Origin of the sequence: Burkholderia sp. HI2761, assembly GCF_002223355.1 — a bacterium.
Taxonomy (GTDB): Bacteria; Pseudomonadota; Gammaproteobacteria; order Burkholderiales; family Burkholderiaceae; genus Burkholderia.
The window spans coordinates 1001860-1027709 of sequence record NZ_NKFN01000007.1 but is presented as its reverse complement, the minus strand read 5'-3'; the positions used below and the strand labels follow the sequence as shown (position 1 = coordinate 1027709).

Below are 25850 nucleotides of genomic sequence, written 5' to 3'. Positions count from 1 at the left end.
TGTTGATTAGCAGGTGCGAAGGGCCGCGAGCAGCCCGTCTACCGTTTGAAACCGGACTTCGAGTTCGGCAAGCAGGATGCTTTGCATCTCGTCGCGAAACGTATCGAGCCATGCGCCGGGCACGAGCGCCGCGACGGTCGGGGTGTCGGCCACCGTGCCTTCGGCGGCAGGCGTATCGGCGGCAGCGGCCGTCGCGGCCGCGGATTCGGCCTCGGCCAGCGCCTGCCGCTCCGCGTCGCGCAGCCGCGCGAAGCGCGTGCCGAGCAGCGCGGGCACGGCCGACAGCAGGCTGCGCTCGCGCGCGCCGAGCACGCGCTCCATGATCGTGTCGAGCGTCGCGAGCCGCGCCATCCCGGACGAGCGCGCGGCGAGCGCGACCCGCAGGCGGCCGCGCAACTGGCCGATCGCCGTTTCCATGTCCTGCTGCAGGGTCAGATAACGCTGGCGAAAGTCCGCGAAATCGGCCGTGTCGGCAGCCGGCGGCGGCAGGTCGCCCGGCCGGCGCCGCGCCCGCGGCCGGGTGGCCGTGATCGCCTGCGCGAGGTCGTGGCGCACGCGGGCGCAGTCGCGCTCCGCGTCGTAGCCGCGCACGCCGGCCGCGACGCCCGGCGGGCTCGCATTCAGCGCGGACGACAGCGTGATCGCGTCGGTCCAGCCGAGCCACTGGCTCAGCCGGTCGGACAACGTTTGCCGGGATTCCGCGACGTCGGCATCGGCCAGGCGCGCGAGCAGCCGGACGAGCGTCGGACCGCTCAACGCCGGGCGCGGAGATGCGTGCACCATGCTGCAAACCGTCAAAAAAGGCAGCAGTTTACACGTCGTCGGGCCGTCGGCCGCCAGAATCGGGGAAGCGGCGGCGCCCGGCGCGCCGTGCGACCCACGCGAACCCCCGTCGCGCAAGGCTCGACGGGCGACGACGAGGGGTGGGAAACATGCCCGGCGGGGGTGGGAAACATGCCCGGAGGCGGCCCGCATGCGGCCGCGCCATCGGGAAGCCATGCGTTCGCGAGACGCCGACGCGCGCCCGGGCGAGCGGCGCGGCGGGTTCGTGCCGGCGGCCGGCGCCGATACGGATCGGGAATGACAGCGCTCAGATCCCCGCTTTCGGCGCATTCAGGATCAGCCGCAGCCCGAGCAGCGTGATCGCGCCGGCCGCGATGCGGTCGACCCACTTCTTCGCGCGCAGGTAGAGTTCACGCGGCCGGCGCGTCGAGAAGCACAGCGCGACGAGCGTGTACCAGCCGAATTCGACCGCGAACACGAGCGGCGGCAGCACGAGGTAGCACCACAGCGGCGGATGCTGCGGAAGCAGCGCCGCGAAGATGCTGCCGTACCAGATCGCCGTCTTCGGGTTGCTGAGCTGGGTCGTGAGGCCGGTCAGGAACGACTTGCGCGCGCTGCCGCCGGCCATCGCCTGCGGATCGTCCATCGCGATCGGCCGGTCGGCGCCGCGCCAGATCTTCGACGCCATGTAGATCAGGTAAGCGCCGCCCGCGATCTTGAGGCCCACGTACAGCCATTCGACAGCCTGCAGCAGCGTGTAGAGCCCGGCCAGCGCGACGCCGCCGAACACGATGCCGCCGATGCCCATGCCGAGCGCGGTGGCAAGCCCGTCGCGACGCGACAGCCCGATCGAATTGCGGGCCACCAGCACGAAGCTCGGGCCGGGAATCATCGCGCCGAGAAACAGCGCAGCCAGGATGGCGAGTACGGCAGCCGATGCGGTCATCGAAGTCTCCTTGGTCAGCGACGCCGCTGCGCCGGCGCCTGCGTGTCGTTTCCGACGATCGAGCCGCTGATTCTGGCACGCTTCGCGCGTAGCCGAAAGCGGTCGTGCGCTGCTATGCTGGCCCTCTTTCCCGTCATTGCGCGCCGCCCCATGATCGAGACCCGCGTCGCCCGCCATCCCGCCGCTGCCGCTGCCGTCGAAGCGATCTCGCGCGAGGACGATGCGCGCCCGACCGTCGGCATCGAATTCGACGGCGACGCGCCCGGAAATCCCACGCCCGGCACCGAGTTTCCCGGGCGCGATCGGTCACCCCGCGCGGCTCGCCCCCCTTTTTCTTCCTTCGACCAACCCTCCCGCCATGCGCGCTCTTCGCCTTTCCGCCCTGCTGCTCCCGCTGCTCGCCGCACTCCCGCTCGGCGCCCGCGCCGACGGCCTGCCGAAGTCGATCGCCGCTCAATTGCCACCCGGCTACCAGCCGCTGGTCGCGCACGCCGGCCCCGATCTCGACAACGGGCGACACAGCTTTCTCGTCGTCGTGCATCGCGCGGTCGATACGCGCGAACAGCCGTCGCCGCGCCCGCTGCTGATCTACGAGGAGCAGGCCGATCGCACGTATCGGCTCGCCGCACGCAACGATCAGGTCGTGCTGCGCGCGAACGATGGCGGCCAGTGCGATCCGTTCGACCCCGACGATGCCGCCGACAACGGCTTTTCGGTGAAGGGCCGCTATTTCACCGTGCAGAATTTCGTCGCGTGCGGGCAGCACTGGACCGACTACATCACGTTCCGCTACGACCCGCGCACGCACGGCTGGCTCTTTTCGAACCAGATCGTCACCGAATCGTTTCCGCTCGAGGGCAAGCCCGACCACGTCACGGTCACGCGCGCCGACCCGCACCGGCCGGTGTCGTTCGGGCAATGGACGCCCAAGGACTAAAGGCTGCGCGCCGCGATGCCGGCGGCGGCGCCGTTTTTCAATCCGGCGCGTCGCCCGCCCGCCGCTCGCGACAGCCGGCCAACGGGTCTACCATAGGCGCTCGTCGCCCGCGGGCGACCGCCGGCACGGCATGCGGCTTGCGCCTGCCCCTTTCCTCGTTGCACCCGCACAGGAGGACGTCATGACGCAACACTTCGATGCGATCGTCATCGGCACCGGCCAGGCCGGACCGCCGCTCGCCGCGCGGCTCGCCGGCGCCGGCATGAAAGTCGCGATCGTCGAGCGCGGCCGCTTCGGCGGCACCTGCGTGAACACCGGCTGCATCCCGACCAAGACGCTGATCGCGAGCGCGTACGCCGCGCAGCTCGCCCGGCGCGCCAGCGAATACGGCGTGTCGATCGGCGGCCCCGTCACCGTCGACATGAAGGCGGTGAAGGCCCGCAAGGACCAGATCTCCGGCCGCTCGAACCACGGCGTCGAGCAATGGGTGCGCGGCCTCGACAACACGACCGTCTTTCAGGGTCATGCCCGATTCGAACGCGCGAACGCGGTGCGCGTGGGCGATGAAGTGCTCGAAGCCGAACGCATCTTCATCAACGTCGGCGGGCGCGCGCAGGTGCCCTCGATGCCGGGCCTCGACACGGTGCCGTACCTGACCAACTCGACGATGATGGACGTCGACTTCCTGCCCGACCATCTCGTGATCGTCGGCGGCAGCTACGTCGGGCTCGAATTCGGCCAGATGTACCGCCGTTTCGGCTCGAAGGTCACGATCGTCGAGAAGGGCTCCCGCCTGATCGGCCGCGAGGACGAGGACGTGTCGCAGGCCGTGCGCGAGATCCTCGAAAACGAAGGGATCGACGTGCAGCTCGACGCGAACTGCCTGAGCGCGCGCCGCGACGGCGACGGCATCGTGGTCGGCCTCGACTGCTCAGGCGGCGGCCGCGAGGTCGCGGGCTCGCACCTGCTGCTCGCGGTCGGGCGCGTGCCGAACACCGACGATCTGGGGCTCGAGCGCGCGGGCATCGACACCGACACGCGCGGCTACATCACCGTCGACGACCAGTTGCGCACCAACGTGCCCGGCATCTGGGCGCTCGGCGACTGCAACGGGCGCGGCGCGTTCACGCACACCGCGTACAACGACTACGAGATCGTCGCGGCCAACCTGCTCGACGACGATCCGCGCAAGGTGTCCGACCGCATCACGGCCTACGCGATGTACATCGATCCGCCGCTCGGCCGCGTCGGCATGACGCTCGCGCAAGCGAAGCAGACGGGCCGCCGGCTGCTGGTCGGCACGCGCCCGATGACGCGCGTCGGTCGCGCGGTCGAGAAAGGCGAAAGCCAGGGCTTCATGAAGGTGATCGTCGACGCGGACAGCCACGCGATCCTCGGCGCGTCGATCCTCGGCGTGACCGGCGATGAAGTCGTGCACGGGATGCTCGACGTGATGACCGCCGGCGCGCCGTACACGACGATCAGCCGCGCGATGCACATCCACCCGACCGTGTCGGAGCTCGTGCCGACGCTGCTGCAGGATCTGCATCCGGTCGAATGACGCACGGCAGGCGGGCGGCCGCGCACCGCGCCGCGGCGGTATGCGAAGATGGCCGCTCGCCACGCCATCCGGGAACGCCATGGACCGCCTGCAAACGATGCAGATCTACGTACAGATCGTCGAACGCGGCAACTTCACGCAGGCCGCCGACGCGCTGCAACTGCATCGGCCGGCCGTCACGAAAGCCGTACAGCAGCTCGAACAGGAGCTCGGCGTCCGGCTGCTGAACCGCAGCACGCGCCGCGTCAGCGTGACGGCCGAGGGCGAGGCGTTCCATGCGCGCTGCGTGCAGCTGCTCGGCAGCATCGACGAGGCGTTCGCGTCGTTTCCCAAGCAACGCGCGGTGCCGAAGGGCCGGCTGCGGATCGACATCGCGCTCGCGCTCGCGAAGACGGTCGTGATTCCGGCGCTGCCCGACTTCCAGCAGCGTTATCCGCAGATCGAGCTCGTGCTCGGCGCGAGCGATCAGCCGGCCGACCTGATCGGCGAAGGCATCGACTGCGTGGTGCGGGTCGGGACGCTGAAGGATTCGAGCATGGTCGCGCGCACCGTCGGCGCGGTGCCGATGGCCACGTGTGCGTCGCCGGCCTATATCGCACGCCACGGTTTGCCGCGCACGCTCGACGATCTCCGTACGCATCGCGCGGTCAATTTCTTCACCGGCCGCAATCGCCGCGTGCTCGACTGGACGTTCCGCGCGCGCGGCGAAACCGTCGCGGTGAAGCTCGCGAGCAGCCTGCTCACCGACAACTCGGAAGCGTTGCTGTCGTGCGGGCTCGCCGGCCTCGGCATCGTGCATGCGTTGCGGCCCGCGCTGCAGCCGAGCATCGACTCGGGTCAGTTGATCGAGCTGCTGCCCGGCGTGCCGGCCGTGCCGAAGCCGGTGTCGGTGCTGTACCCGAACCGCGCGCATCTGCCCGACAAGGTGCGCGCGTTCATCGACTGGCTGACCGAGCTGTTCGCGCGGCGTTATCCGGCGTAACACGGGTCCGCGTCGATTGTTATTCGTCGAATAACAATCAATGATCGGGCTGCGCGTTTATCCGGCGCGGGCGCCCGCCTACGATGCTGCTTCATCGACACCCGTTCATCGAAGGAGCGCTCCATGACCCGCATCGTTCGTTTCCACCGCATCGGCGGCCCCGAAGTCCTGCAGATCGACACCGTCGACGTGCCCGCGCCGGGCCCCGACGACATCCAGCTACGCGTGAAGGCGCTCGGCCTCAATCGCGCGGAAGTCATGTTCCGCAGCGGCGAATACACGTTCACGCCGCGCTTTCCGGCGTCGCTCGGCTACGAGGCGTCGGGCGTGGTCGCGGCGATCGGCCGCAACGTGACGGGGTTCGCCGAAGGCGACGCGGTGAGCGTCGTGCCGGCATTCTCGTTCGCCGACTACGGGATGTACGGCGAGGTGGTCAACGTGCCCGCGCATGCGGTGGTCAAGCATCCGGACAGCCTGTCGTTCGAGGAGGCGGCCGCGACGTGGATGATGTTCGTCACGGCCTACGGCGCGCTGATCGAACTCGGCGGCCTCGAGCGCGGCGATGCGGTGCTGGTCGGCGCCGCGTCGAGCAGCGTCGGGCAGGCCGCGATCCAGGTGGCGAACCATGTCGGCGCGATGCCGATCGCGCTGACGCGCGGCGAATCGAAGCGTCAGGCGCTGCTCGACGCGGGCGCGAAACACGTGATCGTCGGCAGCCCCTCCGACCTGGCGCAGCAGGTGGCCGACATCACGGGCGGCATCGGCGCGCGCATCGTGTTCGACCCGGTCGGCGGCCCCGGCGCGGCGAACCTGCTGCGCGCGCTGGCCACCAACGGCACGTTCTTCCAGTACGGCGCGCTCGATACGCGCGACATCCCGGTGCCGGTGATGGACCTGCTCGCGCGCCACCTGACGCTGCGCGGCTACGAGCTGTTCGAGATCACCGGCAGCGCGCAACGGCTCGAACGCGCGAAGCGCTTCATCGTCGACGGGCTCGCGGCCGGCACGCTGAAGCCGCGAATCGATCGCACGTTCGCGTTCGACGACATCGTGGACGCGCACCGCTACATGGAAGCCGGCGCGCAGGTCGGAAAGATCGTCGTCACGGTCTGAGCCGCACCCAGGGCGAGCGGCGCGGCCGCTCGTCAGCTTTCGAAATACCGCGGCCGATCGATATCGGCCAGCAGCCGAGGCTGCGTCGGCGCCCAGTCGAGCAACGCCCGCGTGCGCTCGCTGGTTGCCGGCGCATCCATCCCGGCAAACATCGCGAACCAGCCGAAGTGCTCGCCGGCTTGCTCCGCCGACTTCGCGACCACCGGCACGTTCAGCCGGCGGCCGATCACGTCGGCGATCTCGCGAAACGGCACGCCCGTATCGTCGACCGCGTGATAGCGCGCGCCGGCCGCGCCGCGTTCGATCGCGAGCCGGTACACGCGCGCCGCGTCGAGCCGGTGCACGGCCGGCCAGCGGTTCGCGCCGTCGCCGACGAACGCCGATGCCCCCTTCTCCCTCGCAAACGCGATCAGGCGCGGCACGAAGCCTTGATCGCCGTCGCCATGCACGGACGGCGGCAGGCGGACGACCGACGCGTGCACGCCGCGCGCTTCCAGCGCGACCGCGGTCGCTTCGGACGCACGCGGATAGCTCGCCGACACCGGCACGTGCGGATCGTCCTCCGTCGCCGCGCGGCCGGGCGCAACGAGCGCGAGGCCCGACGTGACGACCAGCGGCCGCGCCGAGCCGGCGAGCACCGCGCCGATCGTCTCGATCGCGCGACGATCGAGTTCGCAGTTCTGCGCGAAGCGCGAGAAGTCGTGATTGAATCCCGTGTGGATCACCGCATCGGCGGCCTCGGCGCCGCGCGTCAGGCTGTCGAGATCCTCCAGCGACCCGCGATGGACGTCGGCGCCGGCGGCGGCAACCGACGCCGCGGCCGCATCGGACCGCGCCAGCCCGAGCACCGAGTGCCCGGCGCCCACGAGTTCGGCGACGACGGCCGAGCCGACGAATCCAGACGCTCCCGTAACAAAGACACGCATGTTCAGCACCTCCGGATGAAATGGAGGCTTACTATCTGCCGATGGCCGCTCGCGGTGAAGTCGTGACGGTTTACCGGTAAACGAACTAACAGGATATGGCTGACGCTCCCGACAACCTGCTCGGCGCGTACCTGCGGGACCGCCGCGAGAAACTCGACCCCGCCGCGCTCGGGCTGCCGGCCACGCGCCGCCGCACGCCGGGCCTGCGGCGCGAGGAAGTCGCACAGCGCGCGCACGTGAGCGCCGCATGGTACACGTGGCTCGAACAGGGGCGCGGCGGTGCGCCGTCGGCCGACGTGCTCGACCGGCTCGCCCGCGCGCTGATGCTCAACGAGGCCGAACGCGAGCACCTGTTCCTGATCGGCGTCGGCCATCTGCCCGAGGTGCGCTATCACGCGCCGGCCGGCGTAACGCCGCGCCTGCAGCACGTGCTCGATGCGCTCGACGCGAGCCCGGCGATCATCCGCACGGCGACGTGGGACGTCGTCGCGTGGAACGACGCGGCGGCCGCGACGCTGACCGACTACGCGACGCTGCCGCTGGCCGCGCGCAACGTCCTGCGGCTGATCTTCGTCGACTCGCGCGTGCGCGCCGCGCAGCCGAACTGGGAGCGCATCGCGCGGTTCGCGGTCGGCGCGTTTCGTGCGGACGTCGCGCGCAGCGGCGCGACGCAGGCCGTGCAGGCGTTCGTCGACGAGATGCGCGCGACGAGCGCCGAATTCGACGCGATGTGGCGGGACCACGATATCCATTCGCATCACGAAGGCACGAAGGAGATCCGCCATCCGCAGGCCGGCCGGATCGCGTTCGACTATTCGGCGTTCTCGGTCACCGGCCGCCCGGACCTGAGCCTCGTGGTCTTCACGCCGGCGACGCCCGCCGACCGCGCGCTGATCCGCGCGCTCGTCGCGGCCCGCGAAGAGGCCCGCCGGACGCCGGCACCGGTGCCGACCACGTGACCACGCACGAATTTTTTGCGAGCCTACTTCAGAACGGCACGTATCGGCGGATCGCGCAGCAGTACTTGTCGTTCGATATTCATCACTGACGAACGCGGGCGGAAAACGCAAAGGGGCGCCGCGCGCGAACGCGCGACGCCCTTCGTTCATTCACGGAAAAGTGCCGACTATGCCGCGCGCTGCAGCACGTCCGTCGCGAAAGACTTCGCATGCGCGACGGCTTCCTGCGCGTCGCCGAATACGCCGAGCTGATCCCAGTGCTCTTCGGCCGCGTAGGTGCCTTTCACGGCGAGCGCCCGCTGGACGCTCAACTGCGCCGCGTATCGGCCATCGTCCAGCGGCCGGGCCGTCGCGACGACCTTGTGCGGCGGGCTGGCCCGCTCCGGCTGAACCAGCTCGACAGGGCCGCTGGCCGTGCCGATATTCATCAACTCGTTTCTGGCGTTGCAGTCGGGGCAGTAGAAGCACCAGCCCGCGCCCTCCTGATGGGGCCTGACCTGCCCGCGAGCCAGCACGGCACGACATTCAACGTTTTCGCAGATGAACGGCATCGCAGTCTCCGGAGTTGTTTGACGGAAATCCTAGCATGTCCGCCGGCCGTCAACCATCGGCATCCGCAAGATTGCCGTATCGGCGATTTCGGTTCGTGGCGGAGGTCCGACCGGGCGAACTTCGCCGCCTTTCGCTGCGCTGCAAAATCGGCGTTTTTTTACCGGGTCGGAAAACCGCATGCACGGCCACGCACCGGATCGTGCCCGGCGCACTCCCGGAGAATCGTGCAAGAAATGCGGACTCGCGAGATAACGGTCGCCCCCGCTTCCGCGCAATGCTGTCGGTTCTTCATCCCGAACCGAGGAACGGATATGACGAGCCACAACATCGAACGGAAAGTGATCCTGATCACCGGCGCGAGCAGCGGTATCGGCGAAGCCACCGCCCGCTATCTGGGCGCGCGCGGCGCGCGGCTGATGCTCGGCGCGCGCCGCACCGAACGCCTTGCCGCGCTCGCCGACGACATTCGCGCCGATGGCGGCACCGCGGCCTGGCGTGCGCTCGACGTCACGCAGCGCGACGACAGCGTCGCCTTCGTCGACGCCGCGCTCGCCGAGTACGGGCAGATCGACGTCATCGTCAACAACGCGGGCGTCATGCCGCTGTCTCCGATGGCGTCGCTGAAGGTCGACGAGTGGGACCGCATGGTCGACGTCAACATCAAGGGCGTGCTGTACGGCATCGCGGCCGCCCTGCCGGTGATGAACCGGCAGGGTTTCGGCCAGATCGTCAACGTATCGTCGATCGGCGGATTGCGGGTATCGCCGACGGCCGCCGTCTATTGCGCGACGAAGTACGCGGTGCGCGCGATCTCCGACGGCTTGCGGCAGGAGAACGACAAGCTGCGCATCACGAGCATCTGCCCGGGTGTCGTCACGTCCGAGCTGGCCGACACGATTACCGACCCGGTCGCCGCCGAAGCGATGACGCGGTACCGCAGCATCGCGCTCGAACCCGACGCGATCGCGGCGGCCATTGCGTATGCGATCGCGCAGCCTGACGATGTCGACGTGAGCGAGATCGTCGTGCGTCCGACCGCGACGGTCACGGGCTAGCGCGTGGGGATGCGTCTGCTGGAGATCACCCGGGATAAACTGTCGACCCGACACCGAACCGAGAGATGCTCAATGTTGATCCGCGTTGCGACACTGGCCGATGCCGTCCCGCTTGCCGAATTGAAGCGCGATACGTTTCGCGAAACCTTTCTGCACGACGGGTTTGGTATCGATTACCCGCCGGACGATCTGGCCGAGTACGAAGCCCGGACGTACTCGGTCGCAGCGATCACCGAGCAGCTCGGCGACCCGCAGTGCCGGACGTGGGTCGCGGAAGGCGACGACGGCACGCTGGTCGGATACGCGCATGCGGGGCCGTGCAAGCTTCCCCACCCGGAAGTAACGGACGGTGCGGGCGAGATCCATCAACTCTACCTTCGACGCGGCACGCAGGGAACCGGCGCCGGACGCGCGTTGTTCGACGCCGCGCTCCAGTATCTCGCCGCGACGCGCCCCGGCCCGGTATGGCTGGGCGTGTGGTCGGGCAATGCGAAGGCCATCGCGTTCTACGAAAAGGCGGGCTTCAAGCGTGTCGGCACGTACGATTTCAAGGTCGGCGAATCGACCGATCTCGAGTTCATCTACCGTCGCTGACCGTCGCTTCCTGTCGGCATCGCGTAAGCGCGGCGCAAACCGGTACAGTCGATCGATGACGGCGTAAACGTCGTTTTTCCCTCGTTTCGAGCCAATTGGCACGATCCGAGGGTTCCCGGTAAAATTCGCCATTCCGGCGTTATCGACTCATTGCTTCGTCATGCATCGAATTGGATTCTTCGTCTGCCACGGCTACGACGCGCTCGATCTTGGCGGGCCGCTGTCGGCCTTCAATCAGGTGGCCACGGCCGCCGGCCATACGCCATACGATCTTCACGTCGTCTCGCCCTTCGGCGGCCCGATTCCCGGCAATACCGGCCTTTCGATCGACACGAAACCGATCGGCAGGCGCGCGTTCGACACCGTCGTGTTCGTCGGCGGCGACATCGCGCCGATGCAGACATCGGAAAATATCGCCGCGGCCAGCAAGCTGGCCGCCAAGGCGTCGCGGGTGGCCAGCGTGTGTACGGGCGCATTTCTGCTTGCGGAAACCGGTTCGCTGGACGGTTTGAGAGCGGCGACACACTGGCGCTACGCGGCGCAATTGCAGTCGCGCTTTCCTCGCACACGGGTGGACGGCGACAGTATCTATGTCGTCGATGGCCATGTCTGGACGTCGGCGGGCATCGCCTCCGGCATCGACCTGGCGCTCGGCATGATCGAACGGGATATGAGTACGGAGATCGCGCGCGAGGTCTCCCGGCTTCTGGTCGTTCCGTATCGGCGCCCCGGCGGGCAGTCGCAATTCTCCGCGATGTCGCAAATGGAGCCGGAATCGGATCGCATCCGCATCGCGCTGAATTTCGCCCGGGAACATCTGGCCGAAGCGCTGCCGGTCGAGCGGCTCGCCGATGCCGCCCGCTTGAGTTTGCGACAGTTCGGGCGCGCGTTTCGCCGGGAAACCGGTGAAACACCGGCGCGCGCCGTCGAGCGTTTACGCGTCGAAGCAGCGAGGCTGCGCCTTCAGGGCGGCAGCGAACCGATCGAACAGATTGCGCTGGCGGTAGGGTTCACCGATCCGGAACGGATGCGCCGGGCGTTCATCAAGCTGCATGGGCACCCGCCGCAAGCGATTCGACGCGAGAGCAGGTCGAACGCAGCGCGCTGATCGACCGCCTGCCGATCGGCACGCCGCATGGTCGACGTCGCGCTAACGGATGATCGGCGCGTGGGTACGCAACGCGCCATTTCGCCGCGCTTCGATAATCGTCAATCGTTGACGGGCGGATAAGCGTTCCACATGTCGCGATGCAGCTTCCACGTGCCGCCCTGCTTCAGGAAGACGAGCGTCTGCTTGGCGCGGATCTTGAGCTTTCCGTCACCGTCGCGAACCTCCACATCCGATACCTCCGTCGCGACCCGGTCATTACCGTAGAACTCGTCGTTGCTGAACGATACGGTGCCGGGTTTCGATCCGGCATACCCGTTGGTGAAGTACTCGGTGATCGCGCGGCGCCCGGTGACTTTGTCGCCTCCGGGCGGCAAGAGCGCGCCGTCGTCGGTATAGAGACGGCCTATCGCGTCGTAGTCCCCTCGCGCAAAGGCATCCGCCCATCGCGCGTTCTCGGCCTTGATGGCCGCTTCGGGCAAACGTTGCGAACCGCCGGCGATAGCCGGCGCCGTGAATGCAAAAAAGGACAAGCATGCTGCGAGCGCAGCAGTACGAAGATGAATCTGTCGCATCGAGTGAGTTCCGAATCGGGTTTGAATTGAAGAGGTGGCGACCTGCATGCGTGGCCGGCAAGCGTGTCAGCGAACGCCGGGAACGCGAGCGAGCCCCTTTGACGCGCCGGGCAGCTTCTTGTCGACCATTGCGACGAGTTCGGGCCGCGCATCTCTCGGATGACCGGAGTGGAACGGCGGAGCGGGATCGTATTCGATCACGAGTTGCGTGAACTCGGCCGCCTGCTGGCCGCGCAGTTTCGCCGCCACGCGCAGCGCGAAGTCGATGCCGGCCGTCACACCGCCGCCGCTCATGAAGCGGCCGTTGTCGTCTTCGACGAAGCGATTGGGAACGGGAATCGCGCCGTACTCGGACAGCTTGTTGACGAAGGCCCAGTGACACGCGCTGCGCTTGCCATTGAGCACGCCCGTCGCGGCGAGCACGAGCGAGCCGTTGCACACCGACGTCACGTGTTTGGCGCTTTCCGCGAGGCGCCGGATCTGCGCCTGATACGCCGGCCGCATCGGCGCCGACAAATCGGACCCGCCGGGCACGAGGATCAGGTCGGTCTTGTCGATGTCGGCCAGCCGTTCGGTCTTGCCGTACACGACGCCGAATTCGAGCGTCACGTTGCCGCCATCGAGGCTCGCGTAGCGAACGTTCGTATTCGGCAGCCGGTGGAAAATCTCGCTGGGGCCCGCGAAGTCGAGCAGCGTGCCGCCGTCGTAATTGACGATCAGAATGTCGAGCGGCTCGTTCGGCGCAAGCAGCGCCGCGTCGCCGGTCTCCGCAAGCGCTGGCGTGGCGCGCCCGAGCAACGCGCCGCCGCCCAGCACGGCGCCGAGGGTGGCCGCGCTGCCGAACTTCAGGACATCGCGGCGCGAACGGCCTGCCCGCGTGAGGTGCCCGGCCGGGACAGGGTTATCGCTACTGTCGGTCATGATGATTGCTCCTTGCACTTTGGCCCATGGGCGAGCGCAACCCCGCCGGGCCGGATGAAATAACCGCCACGGCGAACGGCGTGGCGGACGTGAAATCGGGATGGGAATGAGTCGCGATGACGTGCCGGGCTCGGAAAGCGTGAAGCGCAGGCTTTAAAGCTGCGACGCACCGCCATCGACCACCAGCTCGGTGCCGACGACGAAGGACGATTCGTCGCTGGCGAGATAAAGCGCCGCGTACGCGATGTCGTCGGCGTTGCCCATGCGGCCCACTGGAATCGCTTCGGCGAATTCGGCCTTGCGCTCACGCACCCATTCGTCGGGCATGCCCCACTTGGAGAGCAGAGGCGTATCGATCGCGCCAGGCGCGATCGCGTTGAAGCGGATTTTCCGGTCGAGAAACTCGTACGACCAGCTGCGGGCCAGCGACCGCACGGCGGCCTTCGCCGCCGCGGTCAACGAGATGCCGTGCTTGCCGGTCTGCGCGACGAACGATGTATTGAGGATTACCGATGAACCTTCGCGCAAGTACGGCAGCGCTGCTTTAAGCGTGTACACCACGCCCTTGACGTTGACGTCCATGATGGCGTCATAGAGCGTCTCGTCGATGTCGTTGACGGCGGACGGGAACGCCCAGCCGGCATTGGCGAACACGACATCGAGACCGCCAAACGTCTCGTTGACTCCCGCGGCGATCGCGCGCATGTCGTCGAGCGAACGCACGTCGCCCTTGAGCACGACCGCATGCTCGCCGAGCTCCGCCTTCACGCGCTCGAATACGGTCTCGTCGCGCCCCGTCACCGCGACGCGCGCCCCTTCTGCAACGAACAGCTTCGCGGTAGCAAGACCGATACCGCTGGTGCCACCCGTGATCAACGCCGATTTGTTCTCGAGTCTCATCTTCCGTTCCTTTTCATGTGGTGACTGATCAGGCCGGATACGCGACACGCGATGGCGTTTGCGTGCTTGCTCCGGCTTGATCGTTCACGTGAAGTATGGAGCGGGAGGCAGATGGCGCAAAGGTCTTATAACCCTCGAAAAACGCCATCCGGTGCGAACGGGCGCCGACGAAACGGCAACGCCCGACGCGGTTATACGGTTTTCGCCGATAGCCCGAGCATCGGCCGCCGCAACGCGGCGTCGAACGGATTGGTGCGCGGGCCGATCGCGTCGGCCTGGCGCCGCAACAGCTCGACGACCATCGGCATCCGGTCGTCGCCGAGGCGGGACACGAGCGTGCCGACGCTCAGCGCGCCGACCGGATAACCGGTGCGATCGAGGATCGGCACCGCGACGCCGGCCATCCCGTCGAGCACGCCGCTGTTGCGGCCGGCGTAGCCGAGCTGCCGCACGCGTTCGATCTCGGTGCGCAGATACACCTCGTCGAGCACGCCGTAGCCGCGGATGCGCGGCACGTTGAAGCGGATCACCTCCTCGCGTTCGGCTTCGGGCAGGAACGCGAGGATCGCGAGGCTGCCCTGCCCGACGCCGAGCGCGATGCGTCCGCCGATGTCGCCGGTAAACGACCGGATCGGAAACGGCCCTTCGCACAGGTCGAGACACACGGCGTCGAAGCCGCTCTTCACGAGCAGGAAGATGGTTTCGCCGAGGCTCGCGCACAGCCGCAGCAGCGCGGGACGGCACAGCGTGCGCATGCTGCTCGGGTTGCCGGCCTGCGCGGCGAGCGCGAAGAAGTCGACGCTCAGCCGGTACAGCTTCGACTGTTCGTCCTGTTCGACCATCCCTTCGGCGATCAGCGATTGCAGAATCCGGTGCGCGGTGCCCTGCGTGAGGCCGACGGCCTTCGCGAGATGCGTGACGCGCACGCCGTCCTGCTGCATGCCGGCCAGCGCGCGCAGGATCGCGAACGCACGCTGCAGCATGCCGGTGCCGGGCGCGCCGGCGGAATCGGACACGACGCCCTCGTCCGGGTGCGGCATGCGCGCGGCCGGCGATATTCCGGGCGAATGGGGTTCCTGCATGCCGGCTCTCCTCGACGATTTCATTGAACGGAATACGACAGTCGCCATTGTCGTCCGGCCGAAAATCCGCGGGCATCCGGGTGTGCACGGGATTGACGCGCGCGTTTCGCGGTTCGACCGCTCTTCATCCATCGGAACGATTTGCGGGTGATTTATCGATTCGTTCCGCTGAATGGAATTTTTTCGAAATTCATCCCGTTCAGCAGAATTCGAAATTGACGCTCCGAAATATGGCTGGCTAGAGTCCGCGTCATCGGCGCACCGGCCATGCGGTGTGCGAACCCGGAGCTCTCCATGTCGTTTCTCACGCTTACGGATCTGACGAAAACCTTCGGCGAGCTCACCGCCGTCGCGGACGTCAACCTGTCGGTCGAGCAAGGCGAATTCGTGTCGCTGCTCGGCCCGTCCGGTTGCGGCAAGACCACCACGCTGCAGATGATCGCCGGCTTCGTCGACGTCACGCGCGGCCGCATCGCGCTCGACGGGCAGGACATCACGCACCTGAAGCCGAACCGCCGCGGGCTCGGCATCGTGTTCCAGAGCTATGCGCTGTTTCCGCACATGAGCGTCGCGGAGAACGTCGGCTTCGGCCTCGACATGCGCGGCGTGGACAAGGCCGAGCGCGCCGAACGCATCCGTGCGGCGCTCGCGCTCGTACGGCTCGACGCGCTCGCGCACCGCTTTCCGCGCGAACTGTCGGGCGGCCAGCGACAGCGCGTGGCGATCGCTCGCGCGGTCGTGATCGAGCCGCCCGTGCTGCTGCTCGACGAGCCGATGTCGAATCTCGACGCGAAGCTGCGCGAGGAGATGCAGTTCGAGCTGCGCGCGATCCAGCGCAAGATCGGCACGACGACGATCATGGTCACGCACGATCAGTCGGAAGCGCTGTCGATCAGCGACCGCGTGGTCGTGATGGAAGCCGGCCGCATCACGCAAACCGATACGCCGTACCGCGCGTACGAGCGCCCGGAAAACCACTTCGTATCGCAGTTCATCGGCAAGGCGAATCTGCTGCCCGGCACGATCGTCGCGCATGACGGCGATGCGATCCGCATCGACCTCGGGCACGATCTCGCCGAAACGGGCAGCGCCGCGCACCTGCCGCCGCGCGAGCGCGACATACGCGTGGGCGACGCGGTATCGGTGTGCATTCGTCCGGAGAAGCTGCGGCTGTGCGCGCCCGATGCCGGCCGCTTCGCCGCCACCGTCACGAGCCGCTTCTTCCTCGGCAGTCAGTGGCTGTACCGCGTCGACAGCGCGCTCGGCGAAGTGCTCGTGTGCTGCCAGAACGAAGGCGCGGAGCCGCTCGCGGAAGGCGCGCCGGTCGGCATCGACTGGCACAGCGATGCGGTGCGCGTGATGCGCCGGGAGGCCTGAATGAGGCAGCCTTCCCGCCCGCTGTCGAGCGACGGCGCACCGGCCGGGCTCGCGCAATCGGGGGCGACCGCGCCCGCCGGCGCGGCCGCCGATGCAGTGTCGCCCCGCGCCGTCGGCGCCCACGCGCCGCGCGCGAGCTGGCGCGCCTACGCGCCGCCGTGGTTGATGTGCGCGCCCGCCTTCGCATTGTTCGCCGCGCTCGTGCTCGTGCCGCTCGCGATGACGTTCATCCTGACGTTCTATCGCTTCGACCCGGCCACCGGCCCGATCGCCGCGTTCCAGTTCGGCAACTACGCGGAAGTGCTCGGCTCGTCGTATTTCCACACGATCTTCGCGCGCACGTTCGGGATCGCCGCGCTGACGACGGCGATCTGCGTCGCGATCGGCACGCCGGAAGCGTACGTGCTGTCGAAGATGCGCGACCCGTGGCGCTCGCTGTTCCTGCTCGCGATCCTCGCGCCGCTGCTCGTGTCGGTGGTCGTACGCGCGTTCGGCTGGAGCATGCTGCTGAACACCAGCGGGCTCGTGAACCAGGCGTTCGGGCTCGTCGGCCTCGGCCCCTACAAACTCGAATACACGACCTTCGCGATCGTCATCGCGCTGGTGCACGTGATGCTGCCGTTCATGGTGATTCCCGTGTGGACCGCGCTGCAGCGGCTCGATCCGCAGACCGAACACGCGGCGCTGTCGCTCGGCGCGTCGCCGTTCACGACGCTGCGCCGCATCGTCGTGCCGCAACTGATGCCGGGCGTGCTGTCGGGCAGCCTGATGGTGTTCGGTCTGTCGGCGAGCGCGTTCGCGATTCCCGGCCTGCTCGGCGGACGCCGGCTGAAAGTCGCGGCCACCGCCGTCTACGACGAATTCCTCGGCTCGCTGAACTGGCCGCTCGGCGCGACGATCGCGGTGCTGCTGCTCGCCGCGAACCTCGTCGTGATGCTCACCTACTACCGCGTGCTCGAACGCCGCTACGCACGCAGCCTCGGAGGCGCATCGCGATGAGAAAGAACGGCCCCTTCGCCCTCGCGTTCCACACGCTCGTGATCCTGTTCGTGCTCGCGCCGCTCGTGATCGTCGTGCTCGTCGCGTTCACACCCGACGAAACGCTGACGCTGCCGACCCACGGCGTGTCGCTGCGCTGGTTCCGCGCGATCCTCGACTATCCCGACTTCGTCACCGCGTTCTTCAACAGCGTGAAGCTCGCGTTCGCGTCGGCGACGCTGTCGCTCGCGATCGCGTTGCCGGCGGGCCTCGCGATCGGCCGCGCGGCGTTTCCCGGCCGTGCGTTCCTGAACGGCTTGCTGCTGTCGCCGCTCGTGATTCCCGGCCTCGTGCTCGGCATCGCGCTGCTGCGCTTCTTCGCGCTGATCGGCGCGACCGGCTCGTTCGCGTGGCTCGTGCTCGCGCACATGATCGTCATCACGCCGTTCGTGATGCGGCTCGTGCTCGCGTCCGTCGCCGGCCTCGACCGCAGCATCGAGCAGGCCGCGTGCTCGCTCGGCGCGGACCCGTGGACGACGTTCCGCCGCATCACGCTGCCGATGATCGTGCCCGGCATCACGGGCGGCTGGCTGCTCGCGTTCATCAACAGCTTCGACGAACTGACGATGTCGATCTTCGTCACGTCGCCGCAGACGGTCACGCTGCCCGTGCGCATGTACATGTACGCGACCGAATCGATCGACCCGATGATGGCCTCGGTGTCGGCGCTCGTCATCTTCATCACCGCCGGCGCGATGCTGCTGCTCGATCGCGTGTACGGCCTGAACCGCATCCTGATCGGCCAACATTGATGACGACTCCCGTTTCCCGTTCCACCGACCGCGCGGAAGACGGCGCGCAGTTCGTGCGCGTCGACGAACGCGAGCGCGCCGCCGTCGCGTTCACGCTCGACGGCCGGCCCATGCAGGCGCTGGCCGGCGACACCGTGCTCACCGCGATTCTGGTCGCGCAGCGTCGCGTGCGCGTCAGCGAATTCAGCGGGCAGCCGCGCGCGGGTTTCTGCCTGATCGGCGCATGCCAGGACTGCTGGGTGCGCACCGAAGCCGGCGCACGTGTGCGCGCGTGCTCGACGCCGATCGCCGAAGGCATGCGAATCCTCACGGTCGCCTGGCCGGCCGCGACCGGAGACGCATCGTGAGCGCCGTACTGCAACCGGTGATCATCGGCGCGGGGCCGGCCGGCGTGCGCGCGGCCGAGGCGCTGGCCGATGCGGGGCTGCGCCCGGTCGTGATCGACGAGAACGCGCGCTGGGGCGGACAGATCTATCGTCAACCGCCGGCCGACGCCACATTCGTGCGCGGCAAGCGCACGCTGTACGGGTTCGAGGCCGCGAAGGCCGACGCCGTGCACCGAACGATGGCCGCCCTGCTACCGCACGTCGACTATCGGCCGGACACGCTTGCGTGGTCGTGCGGCGCGGGCCGCGTCGACACGCTGCAGGACGGCCGCGAAGTGACGGTGCCGTACTCGCACCTGATCGTCGCGAGCGGCGCGACCGACCGCATGCTGCCCGTGCCGGGCTGGACGCTCGCGGGCGTCTATACGCTCGGCGGCGCGCAGGTCGCGCTGAAGGCACAAGGCTGCGCGATCGGCCGGCGCATCGTGTTCGCGGGCACGGGACCGCTGCTTTACCTCGTCGCTTACCAGTATGCGAAGGCCGGCGCGAACGTCGCGGCCGTGCTCGACACGAGCCCGCTGCGACGCCAGTCGGCGGCCGCGCCCGCGCTGCTGCGCATGCCGTCGATCTTCGCGAAAGGGCTCTACATGATCGGCTGGCTGCGCGCGCATGGCGTGGCAATCGAAACGGGCGTCACGCTCGAGCGCGTGCTCGGCGACCAACACGTGACGGGACTTGCATGGCGTGCCGCAGGCGACGATGCACGGGCCGCGGCGCCGCGCCTGCTCGACTGCGATGCGCTCGGCCTCGGCTTCGGCCTGCGTTCCGAAACGCAGCTCGCCGATCTCGCCGGCTGCCGGTTCGGCTTCGACCCGCTCAATCGCGCCTGGCTGCCCGAACGCGACGCGGCCGGACGCACGTCGGTGCGCGGCATCTACGTCGCCGGTGACGGCGCGGGCATCGCGGGCGCCGACGCGGCCGAGGCATCGGGCCGACGCGCGGCGCTCGCGTTGCTCGACGATGCCGGCATCGCGTCGCGCGCGCCGTCCGGCAAACCCGACGCGGCGACGCTCGACCGTACGCTCGCACGCATCGGCGCATTCCGCGAGGGCCTCGAAACGGCGTTCGCGCCGCCGGCCGACCAGGCTGCCCGCTGCCCCGACGACACGATCGTGTGCCGCTGCGAGGAGATCGACGCGGGCGCGCTGCGCCGCTGCATCCGCGGCGGCGAAGCGACCGAGCTGAACCGGCTGAAGGCGCTGACGCGCGTCGGCATGGGCCGCTGCCAGGGCCGCATGTGCGGCGACGCGGCCGCGCTCGTGCTGGCCGCCGAAACCGGTCGCCCGCTCGCCGACGTCGGCCGGTTGCGCGCGCAACCACCGGTGAAGCCGTTCCCGATCTCGGCCGCGCTCGCGGGCGACGCCGTCGCGGCGATTCCCGACGAGGCGCGCGATGAGTGAGATCCGGCATTACGACGTCGCGATCGTCGGCGGCGGCCTCGTCGGCGCGTCGGCCGCGCTCGCGCTGACGCGCCGCGGGCTGCGCGCCGGACTGTTCGAGCGGCGCGACTGCGGCGCGCAGGCGAGCGGCGTGAACTACGGCGGCGTGCGCTGCCAGGGCCGCCCGGCCGAGCAATTGCCGCTCGCGCTGCGGGCGCGGCGCATCTGGGATCGGCTGCCCGAACTGATCGGCATCGACGGCGAATTCGTCGTGTCCGGCCACTTGCGGCTCGCGCGCAGCGACGCCGATCTCGACGCGCTCGACGCATACGCCGCGCTCGCCGGCGAACACGGCTTGCCGCTGCAGGTGATGCGCGGCGACGCATTCCGCCGCCGCTACCCGTGGCTCGGCCGCGCGGCGCTCGGCGGCTCGCTGTGCGAAACCGACGGCCACGCCAACCCGCGCCTCGTGTCGCCCGCCTTCGCGCGCGCGGCCCGCGCGGCAGGTGCGGACGTGTTCGAGCACACGCCCGTCGACGAGGTTCACCACGACGGCACGCGCTTCCACTTGCAGGCGGGCGGGCGCACGCACACCGCGACGTGGCTGATCAATTCGGCCGGCGCCTGGGCGAACACGATCGCCGAACGCTTCGGCGAAGCCGTACCGATGGAGCCGATCTACCCGAACATGTGGGTGACCGAGCCGTTGCCGCCGTTCATCGCGCACAACCTCGGCGTGTATGGCGGCGGCGTGTACGCGCGCCAGGTCGCGCGCGGCAACTGCGTGATCGGCGGCGGCCGAGGCCGCGGCGACGGCGAGTTCGGCCAGCCGTCGGTCGACACGACGCGCGCGGTGATGCGCGATGCGTGCGCATTGCTGCCCGCATTGCGCGACGCGCTGCTGATCCGCACCTGGAGCGGCGTCGAAGGCTGCACGCCCGACCACAACCCGATCATCGGCGCGAGCGGCACGACGCCGCGCCTGCTGCATGCGTTCGGTTTTTCCGGCGGCGGGTTCCTGCTCGCGCCGGGCGTCGGCGACGTGCTCGCCGATCTCGTCACCACCGGCGAAACCGTCACGCCACTCGATGCATTCTCAATCGGCCGCTTCTTCCCGCAAGCCACGCCGACCGCCCCTTTCCGTCAAGAGGAGATCCAAAAATGAAACTGCTCGGAACGATCGCGGCGGCTGCCGCTCTCTGCATCGCAGGCGCCGGTGCGCCCGCGTTCGCACAAACGAAGACGATCTACGTCGGCATGAACGGCGGCCCCATGGAAAAGGCCTATACGAGCCAGGTGCTGCCCGACTTCGAAAAGGCCAACAACGTGAAGGTGGTCGTCGTGCCCGGTACGTCGTCGGACGTGCTCGCGAAGCTGCTCGCGAACCGCAACAAGCCGCAGATCCACGTCGCGTTCCTCGACGATGGCGTGATGGCGCGCGCGGTAAGCCTCGGCGTGTGCCAGAAACTCGACGATTCGCCGGTGCTCAAGGAGCTGTATCCGTTCGCGCGGATGAAGGACGACGTCGGCGCGGGCGTGCAGCTCGGCATGACCGGCATCGCATACAACAAGAAGCTGTTCACCGAGAAAGGCTGGGCGGCGCCGACGTCGTGGATGGATTTCGCCGATCCGAAATACAAGGGCAAGGTCGTGTTCCAGTCGGCGTCGAGCAGCACGTTCGGGCTGCACGGCTTCCTCGCGATCAACCGGCTGCTCGGCGGCAGCGAGCAGAACGTCGAGCCCGGTTTCAGCAAGTGGGCGAGCACGGTCGGGCCGAACGTCGTCGAGTACATCCCGAACTCGGCGAAGATCTCCGAGATGGTGCAGACCGGCGAGGCCGGCCTGTTCCCCCTCACGCCGACCGCCGTCGGCGACCTGCAGGACAAGGGCATCCCCGTCGCCTATGCGAATCCGAAGGAAGGCCCGGTGCTGCTGCTCGTCGACCTGTGCGTGGTCGCGAACAACCCCGATCCGCAACTGGCGCAGAAGCTCGCGCAGTTCCTGCTGTCCGCGCCCGCGCAGACGAAGGCGGCCGAGGCCGGCAAGCAGATCCCGACCAACCGCCTCGCGAAGATGCCGGCCGGGATGCAGCAAAGCCTCGGCAACGTCGACGATCTGGTGCGAAAGGTCACGGTGGTCGACTGGACCGCGATCAACGCGCGCCGCGCACAGTGGGATACGCGCTGGAACCGGCAGATCGAGCGGTGACGGGCCCCGGCGCGCGCGGGCACGGCCACGCGCGCCGCGACCATCATTTGCGGGAGTGATGACACTCCCCTTTTTCTGCGGATTTGACCGGGGAGACGCGGGCCGACAACACTAGCCCGCAGTGCTGCGAAAGACGGCACGCACCCGCCCCCCCATCAGAGCCGCCATGTACCCGACCGACACCGTGCAATCCCCGAGCGCCGCCCGGCCGCTCGCCGACCGGCAACTGCGCCGGATCGTCATCGCCTCCGTCGCCGGCAACGCGATGGAGTGGTACGACTTCTTCGTGTACGGCACGGCCGCGGCGCTGGTGTTCGGCCACGTGTTCTTTCCGCCCGGCGCATCGCCGCTCGCCGGCAGTCTCGCCGCGTTCGCGGCATTCGCGCTCGGCTTCGTCGCGCGGCCGCTCGGCGGGATCGTGTTCGGCCACGTCGGCGACCGCTACGGGCGCAAGGCGTCGCTCGTGTGGACGCTGCTGATCATGGGCGCGTCGACCTTCGCGATCGGCCTGCTGCCGACCTACGCGCAAGCCGGCCTGTGGGCGCCGGCCGCGCTCGTCGTGCTGCGCCTGCTGCAGGGCATCGCGTCCGGCGGCGAATGGGGCGGCGGCGTGCTGATGATCAGCGAGAACGCGCCGCCCGAACAGCGCGGCTACTACGCGGCGTGGAGCCAGCTCGGCGTGGGCGGCGGCTTCGTGCTGTCGTCGGCCGCGTTTCTCGCCGCGCAGGCGCTGCCGGACGACATGTTCCGCGCGTGGGGCTGGCGGCTGCCGTTCCTCGCGAGCATCGCGATCTTCGCGATCGGCATCTATATCCGCCGCCATCTGCCGGAAAGCCGCGACTTCGAGCAGGCCGGCAAGCGCGGCGCGCACACGCATCTGCCGATCGTCGAGTGCATCCGCCGCCATCCGAAGGAAATCCTGCTCGCGATGGGGCTGCGTGTGGCCGAGAACGGCGGCGCGTACATCTTCCTCGCGTTCTCGCTCGTCTATGGCAAATACGTCGGCATCCCGAACGGCACGATGCTGACCGGCGTGATGATCGCGATGATCGTCGAGATGGGCGCGATGCTCGCATGGGGCCGGCTGTCCGACCGGATCGGCCGCAAGCCCGTGTATCTGATCGGCGCGCTGAGCCTCGTCGCGTGCGCGTTTCCGTTCTTCTGGCTGCTCGATACGCGCGCGACACCGCTCGTGTGGCTCGCGCTGACGGTCGGCACGGCGGTGAGCCACGGCGCGATGATCGGTACGCTGCCCGCGCTCGTCGGCGAGCTGTTCAGCACCGAGGTGCGTTACTCGGGCGTCGCGCTCGGCCACGAAGTCGCGTCGATCTTCGCGGGCGGGATGTCGCCGTTGATCGCGACCGCGCTGCTCGCGCGCTACCACGCGTCGTGGCCGGTGTCGCTGTTCCTCGTCGCGCTCGGCCTCGTGACCGTCGCGACGCTGTGCGTGATGCGCGAGACGCGCACCACGCCCGCCCACGCTTCGCGCGACGACCCGGCATGACCGCGCGACGCTCAGCGCCCGGCGTCGCGCCGCGCGCTGTCGAACGCCGGCGCCAGCCCGAGATGATCGAGCAGCCGCGCGAATTCGCCGAGCCGCTGCCGCATGTACGCAGGCACGTCGACCGCCGCATAGTCGTGGAAGCCGGCGCCCGTGCGGACGCCGTCGCGGCCGGCTTCCATGTTGCGCACGACGCTCGCGGCCGGTGCGAAGCGCGGGCCGATCTCGCCGGCCAGGTACGTCGACGCGTAGTACAGGATGTCGCAGCCGCCCCAGTCGATGAATTCGAGCAGCCCGAGCACCGCGAAGCGCGGGCCGAAGCCGGTGCGGATCGCCGTGTCGATGTCCGCGGCGCTCGCCACGCCTTCCTCGACCATCCGCGCCGCCTCGTTCATCGCGAGCGCCTGGATGCGCGGCACGATATAGCCGGGCGCCGGCCCGCAGATCACCGGCTTCTTGCCCACGCGTTCGAGCAGCGCCGCGAGCGCGTCGACGACGGCCTGATCGGTCGCATCGCTGCGGCTGACCTCGACGAGCGGCATCAGCAGCGCGGGATTCAGCCAGTGCGCGTTGAGCATTCGCCCCGGGTGCGCGACATGGCGCTGCAGTTCGGTGACGACGAACGTCGACGTGGTCGACGCGATCGTTGTGTGCGCATCGACGTGTTCGCCGAGCCAGCGCAGCGCGTCGGCCTTTGCATCGAGCACTTCGGGCAGCGCTTCGAAGACGATATCGGCGCCACGCACCGCGGCCGCGGCGCCGTCCCGCGCCACGAGCGCGATGCGCGCGACGACGGCGTCGGCCTGCGCGGCATCGATGCGGCCCAGCGCGACCTGCGCATGCAGCGGCCGGGCGATCTCGTCGCGCGTGCGTTCGCCGAACGTGCGCGAGCCGGCCGCATCGCGCGGCTTGAAGTCGATCAGCGTCACGTCGAGGCCCGCGAACGCGAATACGAGCGCGATGCCCTGCCCCATGCGTCCCGCGCCGAGCACGTGGACGCGCGTCACATCGGCGGCCGCCTTCATGCCGCGTACCCCGCGTCGAGCAGCGCGCGCAGCGCGTCCTTCGACAGCGCCGCGAGCCCCAGCCGCTCCAGCGTACGGCCTTCCGCATACAGGTCGCGCACCGCGACCGCGCTCGCGATGCTCAGCAGCCCGTGCGCGACAGGCGTCGGCACGCCAGCCCTGCGCCCGCACGACACGATGAACGACAGCCCGAGCCGGGTGTCCTCGAGCATGTAGCGATGCGTGCGCAGATCGATCTTCTCGCGCCAGTCGCCGCTATCGGTCAGCTTGCCGTGCGCGCCGCGCCCGTACATCCACTCGTCGCCCTCGGCCGCGTAATGATCGGCGAGCGGGAAATGCGGCGCGCGGTAGCCGAGCGCTTCGCGCACCGCGATGCGCTCGGCGTCGAGCGCGTTCGTCACGCGGCGGATCGACGGCTGCGTGCCTTCGTTGTGGATGTCCCACGCGTCGAAGTGTTCGAGCGGCCCGGCGTTCATCAGGATCAGCGGCGGGTGAATCACCGGGCCTGCGTTCATCAGCGCGCCGGACAGCGCATCCTCCACCGGCTCGACCGACGGATAGCCGGCCCGCAGCACGTCGAACGCCCAGCCGGCCGCGTTCGCGGGAAACACGCCGGTCGGCAGGCGCGTCGCGTACGCGCTGATCACGACCTCGTTGTCGCCATGCTTGCGCACCAGGTACGGCAGCGTGCCCGTTTCGGCGAACGCGACGCGCGAACGGTTGCCGGCGTCGGCCGCCGCGCGGGCGAACACGGCGCTGCCGAACGTGCCGGGCGGCAGAAAGACGACCTGGCCGTCCTCCAGCAGCGGCGCGACCTGCGCGGCGAGCGCATCGTGCGACGTGGCCGGCAGCGGCACCACGACGAGCCGTGCGCCACGCAGCGCGGCGGCGAGATCGTCGGTCGGGCGGATCGCGCCCGGCCCATCGCCGAGCGGCACCGCCCGCTTGCCGCGATAGTCGGTGACGTTCAGCACGCCCAGCGCGCGCAGCCGCGCATGCGGCTCGCGATCGCGCCGCCACCACGTCACGTCATGGCCTTTTTCGAGCAGGTCGATGGCCGCCGCATGGCAGCCGTGGCCGCCGCCCAGAACACATACCTTCATCGTCTTCTCCTGGTGATCGAGTCCGTCCGAGACTACGCGGCCGCCCGCCCCGCGTCGCTTCGAAACGCGCAACGACGCGCCCGTTCG

General features: G+C 69.0%; 26 protein-coding genes. 16 read left to right on the top strand and 10 right to left on the bottom strand.

From position 1 onward, the window contains the following. Positions 1–6: 6 nt before the first annotated feature. Together CFB46_RS22225 and CFB46_RS22220 are read right to left on the bottom strand one after the other, a co-directional pair. Complete coding sequence (locus CFB46_RS22225) at positions 7–783, bottom strand: DUF3348 domain-containing protein (protein ID WP_089501303.1); 777 nt, start codon at positions 781–783, stop codon at positions 7–9. A gap of 307 nt (positions 784–1090) precedes the next feature. Continuing rightward, on the bottom strand, positions 1091–1729 hold the full coding sequence (locus CFB46_RS22220; RefSeq protein WP_027782366.1) for a LysE family translocator: 639 nt from the start codon (positions 1727–1729) through the stop codon (positions 1091–1093). A 358-nt stretch (positions 1730–2087) separates the two neighbouring features. Between CFB46_RS22220 and CFB46_RS22215 the strand changes: the two genes are divergently transcribed. The 4 genes from CFB46_RS22215 (at position 2088) to CFB46_RS22200 (ending at position 6322) form a co-directional block, all read left to right on the top strand. Further along, a complete protein-coding gene (locus CFB46_RS22215) occupies positions 2088–2666 on the top strand; it encodes a hypothetical protein (RefSeq protein ID WP_089501302.1) in 579 nt (192 codons plus the stop codon). 181 nt (positions 2667–2847) lie between these two features. Further along, the gene (locus tag CFB46_RS22210) at positions 2848–4227 is read left to right on the top strand and encodes an FAD-containing oxidoreductase (RefSeq protein ID WP_089501301.1); all 1380 of its coding nucleotides are present in this window, start codon (positions 2848–2850) and stop codon (positions 4225–4227) included. A 79-nt stretch (positions 4228–4306) separates the two neighbouring features. Then, positions 4307–5209, top strand: coding sequence for a LysR family transcriptional regulator (locus CFB46_RS22205; protein ID WP_089501300.1), 903 nt, complete (start codon positions 4307–4309; stop codon positions 5207–5209). 123 nt (positions 5210–5332) lie between these two features. Further along, complete coding sequence (locus CFB46_RS22200) at positions 5333–6322, top strand: zinc-dependent alcohol dehydrogenase family protein (RefSeq protein ID WP_089501299.1); 990 nt, start codon at positions 5333–5335, stop codon at positions 6320–6322. A gap of 32 nt (positions 6323–6354) precedes the next feature. Here CFB46_RS22200 and CFB46_RS22195 read toward each other — a convergent pair whose 3' ends face one another. After that, complete coding sequence (locus tag CFB46_RS22195; protein WP_089502300.1) at positions 6355–7248, bottom strand: SDR family oxidoreductase; 894 nt, start codon at positions 7246–7248, stop codon at positions 6355–6357. Between the two features lie 95 nt (positions 7249–7343). On the opposite strand from CFB46_RS22195, the gene CFB46_RS22190 reads away from it, so the two are divergent. Further along, positions 7344–8207: a helix-turn-helix transcriptional regulator gene (locus CFB46_RS22190; RefSeq protein WP_089501298.1), complete on the top strand. Its 864-nt coding sequence runs from the start codon at positions 7344–7346 to the stop codon at positions 8205–8207. A gap of 167 nt (positions 8208–8374) precedes the next feature. Here CFB46_RS22190 and CFB46_RS22185 read toward each other — a convergent pair whose 3' ends face one another. Further along, complete coding sequence (locus CFB46_RS22185; protein ID WP_027782359.1) at positions 8375–8758, bottom strand: hypothetical protein; 384 nt, start codon at positions 8756–8758, stop codon at positions 8375–8377. A 312-nt stretch (positions 8759–9070) separates the two neighbouring features. Here CFB46_RS22185 and CFB46_RS22180 point away from each other — a divergent pair, with 312 nt between their 5' ends. The 3 genes from CFB46_RS22180 to CFB46_RS22170 all read left to right on the top strand — a co-directional run bounded on the left by CFB46_RS22180 (position 9071) and on the right by CFB46_RS22170 (position 11516). Continuing rightward, positions 9071–9814 carry an SDR family oxidoreductase gene (locus tag CFB46_RS22180; protein ID WP_089501297.1) on the top strand — a complete coding sequence of 248 codons (744 nt, stop codon included), beginning with the start codon at positions 9071–9073 and terminating at the stop codon, positions 9812–9814. Between the two features lie 72 nt (positions 9815–9886). Then, entirely contained in the window at positions 9887–10408 is a 522-nt protein-coding gene (locus tag CFB46_RS22175; RefSeq protein ID WP_027782357.1) for a GNAT family N-acetyltransferase, read from the top strand. A 160-nt stretch (positions 10409–10568) separates the two neighbouring features. Continuing rightward, a complete protein-coding gene (locus CFB46_RS22170) occupies positions 10569–11516 on the top strand; it encodes a GlxA family transcriptional regulator (protein WP_089501296.1) in 948 nt (315 codons plus the stop codon). Between the two features lie 101 nt (positions 11517–11617). Here CFB46_RS22170 and CFB46_RS22165 read toward each other — a convergent pair whose 3' ends face one another. The 4 genes from CFB46_RS22165 to CFB46_RS22150 form a co-directional block, all read right to left on the bottom strand. Continuing rightward, positions 11618–12091, bottom strand: coding sequence for a YybH family protein (locus CFB46_RS22165; protein WP_089501295.1), 474 nt, complete (start codon positions 12089–12091; stop codon positions 11618–11620). A gap of 66 nt (positions 12092–12157) precedes the next feature. Beyond that, positions 12158–13012, bottom strand: coding sequence for a DJ-1/PfpI family protein (locus CFB46_RS22160; protein ID WP_089501294.1), 855 nt, complete (start codon positions 13010–13012; stop codon positions 12158–12160). 153 nt (positions 13013–13165) lie between these two features. Beyond that, a complete protein-coding gene (locus CFB46_RS22155; protein ID WP_089501293.1) occupies positions 13166–13912 on the bottom strand; it encodes an SDR family oxidoreductase in 747 nt (248 codons plus the stop codon). Positions 13913–14103: 191 nt separating this feature from the next. Beyond that, positions 14104–14994, bottom strand: a complete 891-nt coding sequence (locus CFB46_RS22150; RefSeq protein ID WP_089501292.1) for an IclR family transcriptional regulator — start codon at positions 14992–14994, stop codon at positions 14104–14106. A 294-nt stretch (positions 14995–15288) separates the two neighbouring features. On the opposite strand from CFB46_RS22150, the gene CFB46_RS22140 reads away from it, so the two are divergent. The 8 genes from CFB46_RS22140 (at position 15289) to CFB46_RS22105 (ending at position 23638) form a co-directional block, all read left to right on the top strand. Further along, complete coding sequence (locus CFB46_RS22140) at positions 15289–16371, top strand: ABC transporter ATP-binding protein (protein ID WP_089501291.1); 1083 nt, start codon at positions 15289–15291, stop codon at positions 16369–16371. Beyond that, positions 16372–17370 (top strand): ABC transporter permease, encoded by a 999-nt coding sequence (locus CFB46_RS22135; RefSeq protein WP_089501290.1) that lies wholly within the window; start codon positions 16372–16374, stop codon positions 17368–17370. Beyond that, positions 17367–18161, top strand: coding sequence for an ABC transporter permease (locus tag CFB46_RS22130; RefSeq protein ID WP_089501289.1), 795 nt, complete (start codon positions 17367–17369; stop codon positions 18159–18161). Before CFB46_RS22135 ends, CFB46_RS22130 begins: the two co-directional genes overlap by 4 nt. Beyond that, positions 18161–18508, top strand: a complete 348-nt coding sequence (locus CFB46_RS22125; RefSeq protein ID WP_089501288.1) for a (2Fe-2S)-binding protein — start codon at positions 18161–18163, stop codon at positions 18506–18508. The genes CFB46_RS22130 and CFB46_RS22125 overlap by 1 nt, the downstream gene beginning before the upstream one ends. Next, positions 18505–19947 carry an FAD/NAD(P)-dependent oxidoreductase gene (locus CFB46_RS22120; RefSeq protein WP_089501287.1) on the top strand — a complete coding sequence of 481 codons (1443 nt, stop codon included), beginning with the start codon at positions 18505–18507 and terminating at the stop codon, positions 19945–19947. Before CFB46_RS22125 ends, CFB46_RS22120 begins: the two co-directional genes overlap by 4 nt. Then, positions 19940–21091: an NAD(P)/FAD-dependent oxidoreductase gene (locus tag CFB46_RS22115; RefSeq protein WP_089501286.1), complete on the top strand. Its 1152-nt coding sequence runs from the start codon at positions 19940–19942 to the stop codon at positions 21089–21091. Before CFB46_RS22120 ends, CFB46_RS22115 begins: the two co-directional genes overlap by 8 nt. Continuing rightward, positions 21088–22134, top strand: coding sequence for an ABC transporter substrate-binding protein (locus tag CFB46_RS22110; protein ID WP_089501285.1), 1047 nt, complete (start codon positions 21088–21090; stop codon positions 22132–22134). Before CFB46_RS22115 ends, CFB46_RS22110 begins: the two co-directional genes overlap by 4 nt. Before the next feature lie 166 nt (positions 22135–22300). Next, positions 22301–23638: an MFS transporter gene (locus CFB46_RS22105; protein WP_027782344.1), complete on the top strand. Its 1338-nt coding sequence runs from the start codon at positions 22301–22303 to the stop codon at positions 23636–23638. A gap of 11 nt (positions 23639–23649) precedes the next feature. Here CFB46_RS22105 and CFB46_RS22100 read toward each other — a convergent pair whose 3' ends face one another. Continuing rightward, positions 23650–24660, bottom strand: coding sequence for a 3-hydroxybutyryl-CoA dehydrogenase (locus tag CFB46_RS22100; RefSeq protein WP_089501284.1), 1011 nt, complete (start codon positions 24658–24660; stop codon positions 23650–23652). Next, a complete protein-coding gene (locus tag CFB46_RS22095) occupies positions 24657–25763 on the bottom strand; it encodes an NAD/NADP-dependent octopine/nopaline dehydrogenase family protein (protein ID WP_089501283.1) in 1107 nt (368 codons plus the stop codon). The genes CFB46_RS22100 and CFB46_RS22095 overlap by 4 nt, the downstream gene beginning before the upstream one ends. Between the last annotated feature and the right edge of the window lie 87 nt (positions 25764–25850).

What these genes read in the sequence shown, in the direction of transcription:
- CFB46_RS22170 (WP_089501296.1), top strand. Translation starts at nt 10,569, where the DNA reads ATGCATCGAATTGGATTCTTCGTCTGCCACGGCTACGACGCGCTCGAT.
- CFB46_RS22180 (WP_089501297.1), top strand. Translation starts at nt 9,071, where the DNA reads ATGACGAGCCACAACATCGAACGGAAAGTGATCCTGATCACCGGCGCG.
- CFB46_RS22200 (WP_089501299.1), top strand. Translation starts at nt 5,333, where the DNA reads ATGACCCGCATCGTTCGTTTCCACCGCATCGGCGGCCCCGAAGTCCTG.
- CFB46_RS22160 (WP_089501294.1), bottom strand. Translation starts at nt 13,012, where the DNA reads ATGACCGACAGTAGCGATAACCCTGTCCCGGCCGGGCACCTCACGCGG.
- CFB46_RS22185 (WP_027782359.1), bottom strand. Translation starts at nt 8,758, where the DNA reads ATGCCGTTCATCTGCGAAAACGTTGAATGTCGTGCCGTGCTGGCTCGC.
- CFB46_RS22130 (WP_089501289.1), top strand. Translation starts at nt 17,367, where the DNA reads ATGAGAAAGAACGGCCCCTTCGCCCTCGCGTTCCACACGCTCGTGATC.
- CFB46_RS22215 (WP_089501302.1), top strand. Translation starts at nt 2,088, where the DNA reads ATGCGCGCTCTTCGCCTTTCCGCCCTGCTGCTCCCGCTGCTCGCCGCA.
- CFB46_RS22115 (WP_089501286.1), top strand. Translation starts at nt 19,940, where the DNA reads ATGAGTGAGATCCGGCATTACGACGTCGCGATCGTCGGCGGCGGCCTC.
- CFB46_RS22210 (WP_089501301.1), top strand. Translation starts at nt 2,848, where the DNA reads ATGACGCAACACTTCGATGCGATCGTCATCGGCACCGGCCAGGCCGGA.
- CFB46_RS22135 (WP_089501290.1), top strand. Translation starts at nt 16,372, where the DNA reads ATGAGGCAGCCTTCCCGCCCGCTGTCGAGCGACGGCGCACCGGCCGGG.
- CFB46_RS22110 (WP_089501285.1), top strand. Translation starts at nt 21,088, where the DNA reads ATGAAACTGCTCGGAACGATCGCGGCGGCTGCCGCTCTCTGCATCGCA.
- CFB46_RS22195 (WP_089502300.1), bottom strand. Translation starts at nt 7,248, where the DNA reads ATGCGTGTCTTTGTTACGGGAGCGTCTGGATTCGTCGGCTCGGCCGTC.
- CFB46_RS22140 (WP_089501291.1), top strand. Translation starts at nt 15,289, where the DNA reads ATGTCGTTTCTCACGCTTACGGATCTGACGAAAACCTTCGGCGAGCTC.
- CFB46_RS22105 (WP_027782344.1), top strand. Translation starts at nt 22,301, where the DNA reads ATGTACCCGACCGACACCGTGCAATCCCCGAGCGCCGCCCGGCCGCTC.
- CFB46_RS22150 (WP_089501292.1), bottom strand. Translation starts at nt 14,994, where the DNA reads ATGCAGGAACCCCATTCGCCCGGAATATCGCCGGCCGCGCGCATGCCG.
- CFB46_RS22125 (WP_089501288.1), top strand. Translation starts at nt 18,161, where the DNA reads ATGACGACTCCCGTTTCCCGTTCCACCGACCGCGCGGAAGACGGCGCG.
- CFB46_RS22220 (WP_027782366.1), bottom strand. Translation starts at nt 1,729, where the DNA reads ATGACCGCATCGGCTGCCGTACTCGCCATCCTGGCTGCGCTGTTTCTC.
- CFB46_RS22175 (WP_027782357.1), top strand. Translation starts at nt 9,887, where the DNA reads ATGTTGATCCGCGTTGCGACACTGGCCGATGCCGTCCCGCTTGCCGAA.
- CFB46_RS22165 (WP_089501295.1), bottom strand. Translation starts at nt 12,091, where the DNA reads ATGCGACAGATTCATCTTCGTACTGCTGCGCTCGCAGCATGCTTGTCC.
- CFB46_RS22100 (WP_089501284.1), bottom strand. Translation starts at nt 24,660, where the DNA reads ATGAAGGCGGCCGCCGATGTGACGCGCGTCCACGTGCTCGGCGCGGGA.
- CFB46_RS22205 (WP_089501300.1), top strand. Translation starts at nt 4,307, where the DNA reads ATGGACCGCCTGCAAACGATGCAGATCTACGTACAGATCGTCGAACGC.
- CFB46_RS22155 (WP_089501293.1), bottom strand. Translation starts at nt 13,912, where the DNA reads ATGAGACTCGAGAACAAATCGGCGTTGATCACGGGTGGCACCAGCGGT.
- CFB46_RS22225 (WP_089501303.1), bottom strand. Translation starts at nt 783, where the DNA reads ATGGTGCACGCATCTCCGCGCCCGGCGTTGAGCGGTCCGACGCTCGTC.
- CFB46_RS22190 (WP_089501298.1), top strand. Translation starts at nt 7,344, where the DNA reads ATGGCTGACGCTCCCGACAACCTGCTCGGCGCGTACCTGCGGGACCGC.
- CFB46_RS22095 (WP_089501283.1), bottom strand. Translation starts at nt 25,763, where the DNA reads ATGAAGGTATGTGTTCTGGGCGGCGGCCACGGCTGCCATGCGGCGGCC.